We start from the raw sequence: 14,605 nt of genomic DNA on the forward strand, positions 1-14,605 counted from the left end.
GTGATCAGGTGATGAAGAACAATATTTTTATGAGCCTCTATAAGGATTACGCTGAACGAATCGATGACGGTACGCTGCCGCCAGGCAGCAAGCTCCCTTCGGAGAATGAGCTGGCTGCGACCTACGGGACTTCGAGAGAGACCGTGCGCAAGGGCTTGAACCTGCTGGCACAGAACGGGTACATCAACAAAGTAAAAGGGAAGGGCTCTTTCGTTCTGGCTACGGGACGGCTCAAGTTTCCGATATCGGGGCTAGTCAGCTATAAAGAATTGTCTGAGCGGCTCGGCAAACCAAGCCGGACGCTGGTCTATACAACCGAACGGGTTCCTGCCGGGAACACGATTGCCAATGAGCTGCAAATTGAACCGGAACAGCCGGTATGGAAAGTAATCCGCGCCAGGGAAATCGACGGCGAACGCATTATTCTGGATATCGATTATCTGCTTGCTGAGGTCGTTCCGCATTTGACAGAGGATATCGCGGCTGATTCGATATATCATTATTTGGAGCAGGAGCTACAGTTGAAAATCAGCTATGCCGAGAAAGTGATTTCTGTAGAACAGGCTACTGAGCAGGATTATCGATGCATGGACTTAGGAGAGGACAAGCATGTGGTAGTTGTCCGGGGATATGTGCACCTGGAGGATACGACGCTCTTTCAGTATACGGAGTCCCGGCATCGGCTGGACAAGTTTCAGTTCGTTGATTTCGCAAGAAGAATATCGAGGGAGAACTAAATAGTGTTGAGATCAGAAGGGGCTGCCACAGAGGTCATCATAGATGACTGAGAGGCGCCCCTTTTCTTTCAGAAAGCTATCCGTTTCAGCGGAATTCGTTGACTCGTTTACTTGCATTCCATTCTTTAGCTCGTCTTATATTGCTTTCGATTACTAAGGTGCTATGCACTAAGCTATGTCGTAAACTATGCTAAATCGTACACTAAGCTATGTTCGAACACTAAATGGAATGCATGTATCTAATTATCCTATCAGCGCATAGTTCAGGGAGTTAAATGGATTTTATGCACCTATAATTCAAGAATCTCGCCCATGACCGCCTTCTTCCTTCTTCTAACGACATGAAATACACTTAAACTCACTTTCCGTTCGTCGCCGCAGAAATTAACTACTATAAATCCATTAAATAAGTTCCAACTATTAAAATTGCTGTGGCAGAGGAAAACTATCTATATACAACGGGTTTGGATTTGGAATTGTCGCTACAGCCCACAATTTACTGAAGGTGGTAGGCTTACGCCTTGCTGCTATCCCGCTCAAAAAGCTCAGTACAAAAAAAGTTGGATGATAAACTGGTTGTGTTTACATCCAACTTTTTGTTTTGGGGACTAACTGGGCAGACTCTATTTTTTCAGATATTAGCAAAATAATCTTCTATGGTCTCAGGTTCTAGCCTATTTTATGGCTTGGCGTTCTTCCAATAGGTATAAGCATGCACCAGCGTACCTTTGAAAGACGTATGCTTCAGTAACTCCTTCAGCTTCGCGAGTTCTTCCTCCATGTAGGCTGCACCCTCCTCAAAGAAGGTAATATGATTGCCTTCATGGCTGGCTTTGATTTCGACGGAGATATAGATCGGCTTGCCCAGCTCCTCTGCGAATGCAATCTCCTCCTTGGTCACGTCCACAATGCCGTTAGAGCCTTCGGCCGAGTCCCGGAAAGCCATCAGAGCGACATGATCCATACGGTCGATCATCCATTTGCTGAGGGATATGTCCTCGCCGGTAACCTTGTACTTGTCCAGCCATACGGCTAAATCCATGCTGGCCTCGAGGTTGGAGTCCTTCCTCAGTTCTGTGACAAACGCATCCAGGTTCGAGGTCCATTCGGAAATAATCTGCTGCGGATCCATCCTCCACTCAGGGAGCACATAAGGCTCGATATCCAAATGGATTCCGTGAAAACGCTCATCAGGCTCTACGGCGCGGTTATAATCTTTAACGTAGTTAACGAGCCTCATCATTCTAGGTAGCTCATATTCCATAGCCCATGTCGGTGTTCCTCCCAGGGCATGCACTTCAATTCCGGCTTCAGCCGCTTGTTTTATAAATGAAGAGTAGGCGCTGAACGGTTGCTGAAGATCCAATCGCACATATAACCAGTTCAGTTGTTTTTCCATGGCAAATTCCAGAATGTCTTGGCTGTTCCGGATAACTTCGCCGGACTCCCAAATGTAGGTGCCTCTGACGACTTCATCGCGCTGAACAGGCTGGGCATCAGGTACAACGTCGACGGGTTCAGGCTCGGGCTCCGTACCGGGTTCCGGTTGCGGTTCAGGCTCAGGCTCAGGCTCTAAACCAGGTTCTGGATCTGGCGTAGGATCAGGTACCGGTTTCGAAGGTTCTTCTCCATCAGGTACCGTGTCATCATCCGAACTATCTTGATAGATGTTCTTCCAGTTGCGCATATCATGGATGGCAAGCCCTGCGAAGGATGTATGGGAACTTAACGAAGAAGACAACAGCTGCAAAGTCTGCTCCATTTGTTCTTTGCTGTGACCGTGAAAGGTGGTGTAGGCTTGCTGGGGCATTTCTTTGGTGTTGACCGCAATGAGCAGTTTTTTGCCCAGCTTGCTGGCAAGCTCGAGCTCATCCTGGGAGAGGCTGATGATGCCGTTCTCCGAATCCACCTGGTTGCGATATGCCATAACTGTCACATGGTCAAATGTACTTATCAGCCACTCGTTAAGACTGGTGCCATTCTCTAGGGTGAAGTGGTCAAACCAAAAGGGGATATCTATCCCCCGCTCTAGGCCTGATCCCGATAACTTGCTAAGAAATACCTTTAGATTGCTTTCCCAGGATGAGATGATCTCATCGGGCCCGCTTTCCCACTGGTCAAGGACATAAGGCTCGATATCAAGGTGGACGCCATCGAAACGGCCTTCAGGCATTACGGAACCGTTATATTCCATCACCCAATCAGCAAGGCCGAGCATATCGTCGCGATAATCCACAAGAGCCCATCTTGGATCGCCCCCCAAGGCATGAACCGCGATTTGCGCCTCATGCGCGCGCTTGACGAAAACTTCGTAGGTTTCTTTTGGCATTTGTCGATTGATCTGCAGGTAGATCAGGTTAATGCCTTCATTCCGCGAAAAACGAAGAATTTGGTCTCCGCCGTCCATAATCATATCCGTTTGCCATATCCAAGTTGCTTTTATCATAGATTTTTCTCCGTAAACCGGGGATTGAAATCCCAATAGAAGCAAGGCAACCAGAAGAACGACAAGCTTTTGGCAACCTTTCACATTCATGGTTTACCCTCCATTCCTTTCTAAGAAATTGCTCTCTCTCTAAAAGTGAACGGGGTTATTATAGCATTGATATCAAAAAAATATATGAGCCCATGTTCTTACGGGACGGGTTGCATAAAGCGGGCTGCCGCAGGAAAGGTATAAAAGGAACTACTTCATGTCTGGGGTATTTTTATATCGAATCACAATTTGTATAATTATGTAGAATTTTGAGGCTAACTACTTAGGAGTAAAGTTGCGATTTGCTTGTACTGATTTAGTACAGTGTCACTGTGTCTATGCCTGACGACCAATTAATGTAAATTACACGATTTTTCGCTAATTTGCATGTTTTACCGGAAAATGTGATTAGAGGGACCAAGACATATAAAGGAAGGGTGCCATAAGGCACCCTTTTACGGTGTTATTGTCTAATAACGAGTACGTCTTGAGGCGGTCTACCCGAGCTTTGAATTTGATTGATTTCGGAGTTTGTAAGGTCTCGGCCTACCAAAATGAACGAAGATGTGACATTGTTAAAATTAAAATTGCTTAAGTTCGCTACGTTTTGGCTGCCACGGAATACCCGGAACGTTCCCTGAAAGTTAATTCGCGAGAACAATACAAGCGTTACTTGAGATCTCTGAACAACATTTCTCAGTCTGAAGCTGGAAAGAACGTTATCAAACCGGAATGCCCCGAGATCCCGAACCGCAACTCCTCCACGTCTGAATACAATTCGACGACCGGTAAAATTGTTGCCAGACCAAAGTACAAGACGTATATCTCTGTTTGCCAATAATATCACTCCTTTTTATAGATTGATATACTTTATGCAATAATTAATCTTCCGTAAGAGGCAGATGCAGCAGGGTTAAGGTTTGTTTTCATATAGCAAAAATTGAAAAATAATTTTCTAGATCTAGCGCATAGTTTATTGATTAACAACTTAAAGAAAATTCTTTGGAAAACTTAGAATGATCTCTAATCATGCTCACTGGATTTCACGACATGCTATAGTATTTTGAAGGATGTGATTATGCAGTCAGCCTCTTTATTTCCTCATTATTATCAAATCTCAGGAGAAAGCGAGTATGCCGACCATGAATAAGAAAACACTCTTTAATGATGGATGGGAATTTGCCAAAAGCGGTCTAAAGACAGCGGGTCATACAGGTCTGGCCTTTGAGCCGGTCGATATTCCTCATGATTGGCTGATCTACAATACACTTGATCTCTATGAGAACAGCATTGGCTGGTACCGTAAGAAATTTACATGTGCCAAGGAAGGCAAACAACTGCTGCTCTGCTTCGATGGCGTCTATATGGATTCCTCCGTCTATGTGAACGGGCAATTCGTGGGCGAATGGAAGTATGGATATTCTTCCTTTGAGCATGAGATCACAAACGCCGTTGCTGAAGGGGAGAACGAGATTATCGTAAAAGTTGTGCACCAGAGCCCTAACAGCAGATGGTACTCGGGAGCCGGGATATACCGGAATGTATGGCTGAAGGAAAGAACAGCCAATTACATTGCTTCCGATGGCGTATACATATCGACAAAACAGTTAGAACACGGCTGGGAGGTAGAAATTGATATTGAGCTGTGCCTTGATCAGGATGTCTATCTTTCGCATACGATTCTGGACCAAGGCCAGATCATCGCCGAGATTGCGGATCACATCCCCTCAGGCTCCGGGCCAGCCATGATTAACCGGCAGAAGCTAACGGTAGAGCAGCCTAAGCTGTGGAGCCCGGAAGAGCCTCATTTATACCAGCTCATAACCCGGCTATATCCTGCCATAGCAGGCGGCGAGAAGCCGCAAAGCCATGCACCCGAGACGCTTGAAACCGTTTCCCATGCTGTTGGATTTCGAACCATCCGCCTGGACCCTAATGAAGGATTCATATTAAACGGAGTCAAAATCAAGCTGAACGGGGTATGCGAGCACCATGATCTGGGCGCTTTGGGGGCGGCATTTAATAAGACCGCTCTGCGAAGAAGATTCATTATTCTGAAGGAAATGGGCGCTAATGCGATTCGCACGGCCCATAACATGCCTGCCAAAGAGCTGATGGAGCTGGCGGACGAGATGGGCATGCTTGTTGTCTCGGAAGCTTTTGATATGTGGGAAAGAGCGAAGACGCCATATGATTATGCCAGGTTCTTCAAGGATTGGGCACATCGGGACGTCCGAAGCTGGGTACTGCGGGACCGGAACCATCCGAGCCTGATCATGTGGAGCATCGGCAATGAGATTTATGATACCCATGCCGATGAACGAGGCCAGGACATCACCCGGATGCTGATGGACGCCGTACTGGAATTTGATCCGAAGCAGAATGGCAGGGTCACGATAGGCTCGAACTATATGCCTTGGGAGAACGCACAGCAATGTGCTGATATCGTGAAGGTCGCAGGCTATAATTATGCGGAAAAATACTATGAACAGCATCATAACGAGCATCCAGACTGGATCATTTACGGGAGCGAGACGGCTTCCGTCGTCCAAAGCCGAGGCGTCTACCATTTTCCGTTTGCGAAATCCATTCTTGCCGATGATGATGAGCAGTGCTCTGCACTCGGCAACAGCTCTACGAGCTGGGGAGCCAAATCTGCGGAAGCCTGCATTTTGGCTGAACGGGATACGCCATTCTCACTAGGCCAATTTATATGGACCGGATTTGACTATATCGGCGAACCGACGCCGTATCATACGAAGAACTCATATTTTGGACAGATTGATACGGCCACTTTTCCCAAGGATTCGTATTACATTTATCAGTCGGCCTGGACCGATTACAGAACAAAACCGATGGTGCACATCCTGCCTTATTGGGATTTCAATCCGGGGCAATTGATCGACGTGCGGGTCTGCTCGAACGCGCCGAGAATCGAACTGAAGTTCAATGGCGAAACAATTGGCAGGCATGATATCGATCATGAGCATGGAACTGAACTTGTTGGCTGGTGGCAAATTCCTTATGCGCCAGGGGAGTTGAAAGCCATTGCCTATGACGAGACAGGGCGGATCATAGCCACCGACGTCAAATCCTCATTCGGGGACGCAAGCAAAATCTGCTTAAAGGCGGATAAGGATCGGCTTGTGGCGAATGGCATGGATCTTATGTTTGTCGAAATTTCGATGGAGGACGACAATGGCCATCCGGTAGAAAACGCCAATAACCGGGTACATGTCGAGGTTACGGGTGCAGGCAGGCTCATAGGGCTCGATAACGGGGACAGTACGGACTATGATCCGTATAAGGGCCGAAGCCGCAGGCTGTTTAGCGGCAAGCTCATGGCGATCATCGCTGCGACCCTGGAGGCTGGAAAGATTCATATGAAAGTAACCTCCCAGGGACTGGCCAGCCAGGCAGCTGTCTTTGAATCTCACCTGGACGCGAACGGAGCCTATGCCGGAATATGCGCCCGAACGGAGAATGAAGAGCTGCCTTGCGTCATGGGAGCTGCGAATGAAATACCGCTACGCAAAATCGAATTGATCAGCGAGAGTGGACAACAGTTTGATCCATCCAGACGGGAGATGGTGGTCAGGGCTCAGCTACATCCAGCAGCAGCTTCGTACCGTGATGTCGAATGGTCCGTCGTTAATGACGCGGGCATTGAGTCCAATATTGCGAAAGTGGAGGCGAATGGGCATGAAGCGATAATCACCGCTCTTGGAGACGGAGAATTCAGGCTGCGCTGCATGAGCAAGAACGGTACGGACAAAATTAAGCTCATATCCCAGTTGGAGTTTACGGCAAGCGGACTTGGCTCGGCCTATAAGGATCCGTATAAATTCATTTCTGCCGGGCTCTATGATTACAGCAAAGGCGAGGTAAGCAATGGAAATGAGCGGGGCGTAGCTACGAGCAGGGACGGCGAGACCCAGATTGGCTTCCATGAGATCGACTTTGGGCCGTATGGTTCAGATACGATTACGATTCCAGTCTTTGCCCTGTCGAGCGAGCCGTATCCCTTGGAAATTTGGGAAGGTATGCCGGGAGAGGAAGGCAGCGAGCTTCTTGCCAACGTCATTTATCAGAAAGAGAGCCAGTGGAACGTGTATCAGGAGGAAACGTATCGTCTTTCCAAGACGCTTCGCGGGGTGACCTCGATCTGCTTCGTGCTGCGGCAGAAGGTGCATATCAAGGGGTTTTCTTTTGAAGCGAAGAACAGAGCCTTTGAGCAAAATACCGCCGCCCATAGCGACCGTATTTACGGCGATACGTATACCATCACGGATAACAGCGTCGAAGGCATCGGCAATAACGTCTCCCTGGTGTTCGAGCAGATGGACTTTGGCAGCGAAGGGGCGACGAGGCTCATCATTTGCGGCCGTTCGCCGCTGGACAAGAATACGATTCATATCCGGTTTGGCTCTGAGGAGGGCGAGAGCAATCAACTCGTCGAGTTCACACATTCTACGGAATACGAAGAGAGGGTGTTCGATATTGAGAAAATTACCGGAACGTGCAAGGTGACCTTCATCTTCCTTCCGGGCAGCCAGTTTGACTTCGGCTGGTTCCGGTTCGTCAGCCAGACTCCACATTAATGGGATGCAAGGTTCCGTTGATGGCAAAAGAAGCTTGTCCTGTTTCTTCAGATACGACAAGCACGATAGCATCGCACTGCTCCGTCAGTCCGATCGCCGCGCGGTGCCTTGTTCCCAATTTTCTGTCCGTTACCCGGATGCTCGATAGGGGGAGCACGTTGGCAGCCGACACAACCGTTGTGGAGCGAACCAATACAGCTCCGTCATGCAGCGGGTTCCCGGGATAAAATATCGATTCGATCAAAGCATGGGAGAGTGTCCCGCCAATCGGTATATTGGAGCGAATGAGCGATTCAATCGGATCTTGCCGTTCCACGACGATGAGCGCGCCATGCTTGCGTTCCGATAAATTCCGCACGCTAATCGTCAAATCCTCGTATTTAGTCGTGTAAGGCGATAAATAACATTTCAAATAAAAAGACGCTGCGCTCTCCACGATATCGGTCATCATATTTCGCATATTTTCAAACTGCTGAACGAGGCATATATTTTCATTGTTCAACAGTTCGATATTATGCTGCGCCAATGAAGAGATTTCATGGAGACGCTTTGCCAAATGTTCTTTCAACGAGGAAGAATTGCAGTTAGGATCGGCCATATTTTGAACCTCGATTCTGGGAATAAGTGACTTATAGCATACCCAGAAGGTGGATGTATTATCCGCATTTAACCCGGACACTCCTGTCTGTACCTTAAGGCAGGGAGGTGTAGTTCGGGTTTTTTGTATTACCGATGTATGCCCATTGAGGGATACATGCCAAACCCGGCAATTCTCGTAACCTGCAGTGCCATATGATGCGGGGAGTAGGCGCAGTTGTCTTCCAGCCATTTACTGATAATTCCGTCAGTGGCAAAAGCGATAAAGTCCAGTAGCAGCTCAAGCGGCGCCTCAAGCTTATGTCCCAATCCCAGACTGGATATTCTGCAAAAAACGCCATCCCGGATCGCATCCGTCCATTTGGCCCGTAATTGTCCAGGCAAATCGCGATGAAGCAGTACTCGGTAGAATGCAGCATGCGTGAAGACATGTTCAAACAGAGCCAGCAGCAAAGGATCAGGCTCGGAAGATGAAGGGATGTACATGTCTTGTCCTGAGCTCGTTTTCAGAATCCCCGTCAAGGTATCCAGCTTTTCGTCGACCATTTGCTGCAGCAGATCTTCTTTATCCAAAAAATGCGCATAAAGAGTAGAACGGTTAATATTCGCCCGTTCCGAGATATCGATAATGCTGATCTCTGCATATTCCCTATTCTGCAGAATGGCAACGAAGGACTCCATAATTACCATCCTTGTCCGTACAACTCTTCGATCCTTTCCCCGGCCAGCTCCCATAGTTAAATTCACCTCTTCATTTGATGATGACCCATTTCGGACAACAAAGGCTTTAATAATGTGGGTTTTTGGTGTGTTTTCCGACAGGTGCCGGAGAAGCTGTTATTTATCCGTCACCTAGCGAATTATTGCTGATTGATAAAATTTGGATAATAGCTATCATAAGGGATTAAACAGAGCAAATCAATCGGAATAATAATATTTTGTGGGAGGAGGTCATCTATGCGCGGCGATAAATTTATAGCAAGTCTTAATGACGGGCGCAGCGTGTGGCTGGAGGGGAGCCAGATCAAGCGCATTGCCGGGCATCCAGCTTTTGCAGGGACATTACAAACGATCAAATCGCTGTTTGATATGCTTGACCGGGAGCAAGTTGGGTATGAGCTTCCGGAGAAATCCTGCTATGCCCATAGCTCGTTTCTAGTCCCTTATACGCTTGAAGAGCTGAACAAACGCAGCAGTGCGTTCTTCCGCTGGTCGGCAGAGACTTACGGAATGATGAGCCGGCTATCCGATTATGCGCGTTCAATCGTTACAGGCTGGTACGCCGCACGAGAGGAGCTGGGACAGTTGGATCCCGCTTTCAAGGACAAGATTGCCGCCTACTACGAGCAGGCGCGGGATAACGATTTATTCCTGACGACGGCGATCATCGTTCCGCAAATCGATCGGTCCAGGGGGCTTGAGGATGAACGAATCGCCGAGCGATTTCTGCATGTGGTGCGGGAGAGCTCGGAAGGCATCGTCGTTCGGGGAGCAAAGATGATCGCTACGGGGGCACCGTACAGCCATGATTTTATTATTTTTTCTTTTTTACAGTTTGAATCTACGCAACGGAAGCATGCCCATGTACTGATCGTACCTGCCGACTCCGCCGGGCTGCACATCGTATGCCGGGAATCCTTCGCGGACTCCAGGGAGAGGAACCATCCGCTCAGCGCCCGTTACGATGAGATGGATGCCGTACTGTTCTTCGATGATGTGCTTATTCCATGGGAAAGAGTGCTGTTGTACGGAGATCCGGAAAAGGTTCTTGCGCTCCGGGCGAATGAGACCGCGAATGGATTGGCGTTTCATCAGAATGCCGTCCGATTCGTTGCTAAGCTGGAGTTTGTTACAGGAATTACGTTTGCCGTCGCTGATTCGATCGGGGTAACGGGGTTTCTTCACATTCAAGAGAAGCTGGGGGAACTGCTGCTCCAAGCCGATGTCATCAAAGCTCTGATTGCCTCCGCGGAGGCAAGGGCTTCGCCCGATGGGGCGGGCGTTTATGTGCCGGATTTAAACCTGATCGAAACAGCCAGAAACCTCGGGACGCGTTACTATCCGAGGGCCATCGAAATATTGCAGCAGATAGGGGGCGGTGGATTCGTGCAAACTCCATCGGACGTCGAGGATTTTTACGGTCCGATCTCAGGGCTGATGCATCGATATTTCGAAGGCGCGAACGTGAGTGCCGAGAAGAAAGTAGAGCTGTTCAAGCTGGCATGGGAACTGATCGGCAGTCCACTGGGAGCCCGGCACCTGCTATATGAGCGGTTCTATGCTGGAGATCCCGTACGGGGGTTGGCGAATCATTATCTCCGCTCTAATAAGGAAGCATGGACTGAGCCGATCTGGAAGCTGCTGCAGAACAATAGTAAGGGAGGAGATCGCAAAGTTAAGTGAATTGCGAACCCTGCAGCAGAAATCGATGAATGGAGAGGTGAAGATAATTGACCATGAAATTTGCTTACTGGGTCCCAAATGTCAGCGGAGGGCTGGTCATTTCCAATATCCCGCAAAGAACGGGGTGGTCCTTCCGGGACAATGTAAGGTATGCACGAATAGCCGAGAACAATGGGTTTGAGTATGCGCTGCTGCAAACGAGATTTATCGCCAGCTATGGGGCGGAAAATCAGCTCGAAGCGATAGCGCTCGCATCCGCGCTTGCGGCAGTAACTAACAAAATCAAGCTGATCGCCGCCGTACTGCCGGGCTTGTGGCATCCCGGCACGATTGCAAAGGCCGTTTCAACGATCGACCAGATCAGCCAAGGCCGGGCTGCTGTGAATATCGTCAGCGGCTGGTTCAAGGGCGAATTTCACGGTTTAGGCGAACCTTGGCTGGATCATGATGAGCGTTACCGCCGATCGGAGGAATTTATCCGCGTCCTGAAGCAGCTCTGGCATGAAGAGGTTACGAGCTTTCGCGGTGATTTCTACCGGATAAACGAGGCGCCGCATAAGCCGAAACCCCAGGTAATTCCGCCTGTCTTTCAAGGAGGCAATTCCGCCGCCGCCCGGCAGATGGCAGCAAGAGTGTCCGATTGGTATTTTATGAATGGCAATACAATAGAAGGCTTTCGCGGGCAGATCGAGGAGGTATCCAGGCTGGCCCTTGCGGAGGAGCGGAAACTGAATTTCGGAGCAAATGCGTTCGTAATCGTCAGGGATACCGAGGAAGAGGCCCGCCAGGTACTGAGGGACATCATTGCCTATGCCGATCCTGAAGCGGTCGAGGGTTTTCGGAGCCAGGTGCAGTTTGCCGGAAAAGCTTCTCCAGAGCAGGAGGGCATGTGGGCCAATTCGGGTTATGCGGATCTCGTCCAGTATAATGACGGGTTTAAGACGGGGTTGATCGGGACGCCCGAGCAAGTGGCCGATCGTATTATTGCATTGAAGCGCATCGGGGTCAATCTCATATTAACCGGTTTCTTGCATTATGACGAAGACCTGCAGGCCTTTGGAGCGAAGGTCATTCCGCTCGTCAGGGAGAAGGAGGCGGCCTTGTTGGATTCGGCCGTGAATTGATGGACTGGATGGAATTATGAAATTTAATTAAATATAAGGAGAGATACAAATGACGAAACAGTCCAAGCAAACCGCTATTTTATCCAATGATGACTATGAGGAGCTGCGAACCGAGATACGAAGCCTCGTAGACCAATTCATCAAGCCAAATGCAGAGATCACGGACCGTGAAGGCGGCTTTCCACGGGCTAACCTGAATGTATTGGCGGAGGCCGGCTGGAATGGGGTGCTCATTCCGGAACGCTATGGGGGCAGGGGGCTCGATTACGTTGCTTTTTCATTGGCTGCGGAAGAAATCGGCCGTGGATGTCCGTCGACTTCTCTCGTATACGTCATGCATGTCGGTGCTGCACAAACAATCGTACTATACGGGAATGAAGATCAGAAGGAGCGCTGGCTGCGGCCGGTTCACGATGGGCTGATTGGGACTTATTCCACGAGCGAAAAAGCCTCGGGCGGCCATTGGTGGTTTAATTTTAGCGAAGCTGCCAGGGACGGAAACGACTATATTCTTAATGCGGAAAAATCATTTACGACCAGTGCAGGGGAGGCGGATTTCTATGTGTTCCAGACACGGTCTCCTGGAGCGAGGGTGCCGACCGATGTAAGCTTCTTTATCGTGGACGGGTCGCTTCCAGGCATTAATGCGGGCGTTTGGGAGGCCTTGGGAGTAAGGGGGAACCATAGCGGATCAATAAAGTACGAGAATGTAAGGGTTCGAGCACAGGATAAGCTCGGGGCCGAGGGCCAGGGCAGGGAAATCCTGGAGAGCGGAGTCTCGCCCGTCTATCTAATCGGACTAGGGTCGACATGGCTTGGTGTTGCCGAAGCGGCTTTGGAAGCGGCAACGGCATACGTTAAAGGGATGGTGCACCGGGATTTCAATAAACGCTTGGCCGACTATCAGATTATTCGCCAGCAGCTCGCAGAGGTAAAGGTGTCAATCGCTGGTTTGAAACCGTGGCAATTGTCGCTGGCCAAGCAGTTGAACGAACTCCAGGCGCAAGGGCGGCCGCAGGTCGAGCTGCTGCTGCCGCTTGTGGAATTTAAGATCCAGGCTTCGGAAGCGGCCAATCTGGCAGCCAAAACGGCGCTTGATGTTACAGGCGGTTACGGTTACAAAAAAGGCATTTTCGAGCGGCTGTATCGGGATGCCCGCGCAGGCATTGCCATGGGGCCATCGAATAATATCGCCCGTGAATGGATCGGAAAGGCTTTAGTAGGGCTTCCGCTGGAGCTGTGGCACGAAGGCGGGGATTAAGTTTAGCATAAAAAAGTGATAAGGGCGGCGAGGACCTGTTGTCAGGTTTCCTCGCCGCTTTTGTTTTATTGCGCATTTAGCCTTAGTGCGTAAGATGAACAAATATCACCCAATAATTGACAAAAATTCACGAGAAAGTTACAATAAATTAACAAACAATGGTATATATATCAAATTAAGCGCATTCAGAATATGACTAACTACAAAGAGGAGTTCGAAAATGAAGAAAACAACGTTATCCTTGGCTTTGGCATTCTCAATGATTCTATCCGTGCCGGCGGTACTTCTGTCATCTCCTTCGATAGTCGCAGCTGCAGATGCCTCAGGTACAACAGCAAGTATTTCGGAGATTCTCAAAAATCAGCAGAGTGACGGCGGATGGAGGAAGGATTACGCAGTAAGCAGCGGAGAATGGGCGAAATCAACAATCGATAACAAAGCTACATATACGGAAATCCGCAGACTGGCAGGCGAATATCAGAAGACGAAAGACAGCAAATATTCCGCAGCTGCCATCAAAGGAATCAACTTTTTGCTCAATATGCAATATTCCAATGGCGGCTGGCCGCAAATATATCAAAGCTCCGGCTATCATAAACATATTACTTACAATGATAATGCGATGATTAATGTCATGATTCTGTTGGATGATATTGCTAATAAGAAAGGCGATTTCTCTTTCGTGGATAGCAGCCTGGCAAGTAAAAGCAAGCAGGCGGTAGATAAAGGAATTAACTGCATCCTCAATACTCAAGTTGTCACGAACGGTAAGCTGACGGCCTGGGGACAGCAGCATGACTCATCGAGCCTGAAGCCGGCAGGAGCACGAGCCTATGAAGTACCATCTTTAAGCTCGTCAGAAAGCGCCACGATTGTAAAATTCCTCAAGACCAGATCGGCAAATTCCAAAATTAGCGCTTCGATTAAAGCAGCGGAAGACTGGTTTAAGGCAGTCCAAATTACCGGCATCAAGGTAGTCAAGACAAGCGACGATGTCGTAGTTGTGAAGGACTCCAGCGTTACAACGCCGATATGGGCCCGTTTTTATGAAATCGGCACGAACAAACCTATATTTGTTGGGCGTGACGGTATCGTGAAATACAATCTTAGCGAGATCGAGCAGGAAAGAAGAACCGGATATGCCTGGTACGGCAGTTGGCCTGCCAGCGTACTGAAGTAACTGCTGCTTAATTATGAATTTAATATCCTTAAAAGGTGTTGCATACAATTTGTAACGCCTTTTTTTGTTTTTCCGGTCTGATCTCAGTGTTATCAGAGACAATCGTGTATTAATTCGATCAGTGCCGACTGCAAGTTGTCACGGGTTTACTTGACTTGGAGTTAACTCTAAATGCCATAATATTGGTATTAGCGGTTACGATAATTATATTTGGTAGAAAGCGAGG

Annotated in this window: 9 protein-coding genes; 6 read left to right on the plus strand and 3 right to left on the minus strand. The window is 48.8% G+C overall.

Features of this window, described 5'->3' with window-relative positions; genetic code table 11:
- The first annotated feature begins 11 nt into the window (after positions 1 to 11).
- Entirely contained in the window at positions 12 to 737 is a 726-nt protein-coding gene (gene treR / locus GNP95_RS12680; protein ID WP_155611221.1) for a trehalose operon repressor, read from the plus strand.
- Positions 738 to 1,416: 679 nt separating this feature from the next.
- On the opposite strand, the gene GNP95_RS12685 is transcribed toward treR, so the two are convergent.
- Positions 1,417 to 3,183 carry a hypothetical protein gene (locus tag GNP95_RS12685; RefSeq protein ID WP_230873789.1) on the minus strand — a complete coding sequence of 589 codons (1,767 nt, stop codon included), beginning with the start codon at positions 3,181 to 3,183 and terminating at the stop codon, positions 1,417 to 1,419.
- A gap of 1,172 nt (positions 3,184 to 4,355) precedes the next feature.
- Here GNP95_RS12685 and GNP95_RS12695 point away from each other — a divergent pair.
- The gene (locus GNP95_RS12695) at positions 4,356 to 7,814 is read left to right on the plus strand and encodes a glycoside hydrolase family 2 TIM barrel-domain containing protein (RefSeq protein WP_155611321.1); all 3,459 of its coding nucleotides are present in this window, start codon (positions 4,356 to 4,358) and stop codon (positions 7,812 to 7,814) included.
- Here the strand turns inward: GNP95_RS12695 and cdaS are convergent.
- Together cdaS and GNP95_RS12705 are read right to left on the minus strand one after the other, a co-directional pair.
- Positions 7,795 to 8,412 carry a sporulation-specific diadenylate cyclase CdaS gene (cdaS, locus tag GNP95_RS12700; protein ID WP_155611224.1) on the minus strand — a complete coding sequence of 206 codons (618 nt, stop codon included), beginning with the start codon at positions 8,410 to 8,412 and terminating at the stop codon, positions 7,795 to 7,797. The genes GNP95_RS12695 and cdaS overlap by 20 nt on opposite strands.
- A gap of 128 nt (positions 8,413 to 8,540) precedes the next feature.
- Positions 8,541 to 9,092: a TetR/AcrR family transcriptional regulator gene (locus GNP95_RS12705; protein WP_230873790.1), complete on the minus strand. Its 552-nt coding sequence runs from the start codon at positions 9,090 to 9,092 to the stop codon at positions 8,541 to 8,543.
- A 276-nt stretch (positions 9,093 to 9,368) separates the two neighbouring features.
- Here GNP95_RS12705 and GNP95_RS12710 point away from each other — a divergent pair, with 276 nt between their 5' ends.
- From GNP95_RS12710 to pelA, 4 genes are all read left to right on the plus strand, one after another.
- Entirely contained in the window at positions 9,369 to 10,814 is a 1,446-nt protein-coding gene (locus GNP95_RS12710) for a 4-hydroxyphenylacetate 3-hydroxylase family protein (protein ID WP_155611226.1), read from the plus strand.
- Between the two features lie 47 nt (positions 10,815 to 10,861).
- Positions 10,862 to 11,938: a dimethylsulfone monooxygenase SfnG gene (gene sfnG / locus GNP95_RS12715; protein ID WP_155611227.1), complete on the plus strand. Its 1,077-nt coding sequence runs from the start codon at positions 10,862 to 10,864 to the stop codon at positions 11,936 to 11,938.
- A 49-nt stretch (positions 11,939 to 11,987) separates the two neighbouring features.
- Positions 11,988 to 13,199: an acyl-CoA dehydrogenase family protein gene (locus GNP95_RS12720; protein ID WP_155611228.1), complete on the plus strand. Its 1,212-nt coding sequence runs from the start codon at positions 11,988 to 11,990 to the stop codon at positions 13,197 to 13,199.
- A 220-nt stretch (positions 13,200 to 13,419) separates the two neighbouring features.
- Positions 13,420 to 14,379, plus strand: coding sequence for a pectate lyase (gene pelA, locus GNP95_RS12725; protein ID WP_155611229.1), 960 nt, complete (start codon positions 13,420 to 13,422; stop codon positions 14,377 to 14,379).
- Positions 14,380 to 14,605 lie beyond the last annotated feature (226 nt).

The organism is Paenibacillus woosongensis, assembly GCF_009725165.1.
Taxonomy (GTDB): domain Bacteria; phylum Bacillota; class Bacilli; order Paenibacillales; family Paenibacillaceae; genus Fontibacillus; species Fontibacillus woosongensis.

Excerpts from the sequence above, each read along its gene's own strand:
- treR (WP_155611221.1), top strand. The coding sequence starts at position 12 with ATGAAGAACAATATTTTTATGAGCCTCTATAAGGATTACGCTGAACGA.
- GNP95_RS12685 (WP_230873789.1), bottom strand. The coding sequence starts at position 3,183 with ATGATAAAAGCAACTTGGATATGGCAAACGGATATGATTATGGACGGC.
- GNP95_RS12695 (WP_155611321.1), top strand. The coding sequence starts at position 4,356 with ATGAATAAGAAAACACTCTTTAATGATGGATGGGAATTTGCCAAAAGC.
- cdaS (WP_155611224.1), bottom strand. The coding sequence starts at position 8,412 with ATGGCCGATCCTAACTGCAATTCTTCCTCGTTGAAAGAACATTTGGCA.
- GNP95_RS12705 (WP_230873790.1), bottom strand. The coding sequence starts at position 9,092 with ATGGAGTCCTTCGTTGCCATTCTGCAGAATAGGGAATATGCAGAGATC.
- GNP95_RS12710 (WP_155611226.1), top strand. The coding sequence starts at position 9,369 with ATGCGCGGCGATAAATTTATAGCAAGTCTTAATGACGGGCGCAGCGTG.
- GNP95_RS12720 (WP_155611228.1), top strand. The coding sequence starts at position 11,988 with ATGACGAAACAGTCCAAGCAAACCGCTATTTTATCCAATGATGACTAT.
- pelA (WP_155611229.1), top strand. The coding sequence starts at position 13,420 with ATGAAGAAAACAACGTTATCCTTGGCTTTGGCATTCTCAATGATTCTA.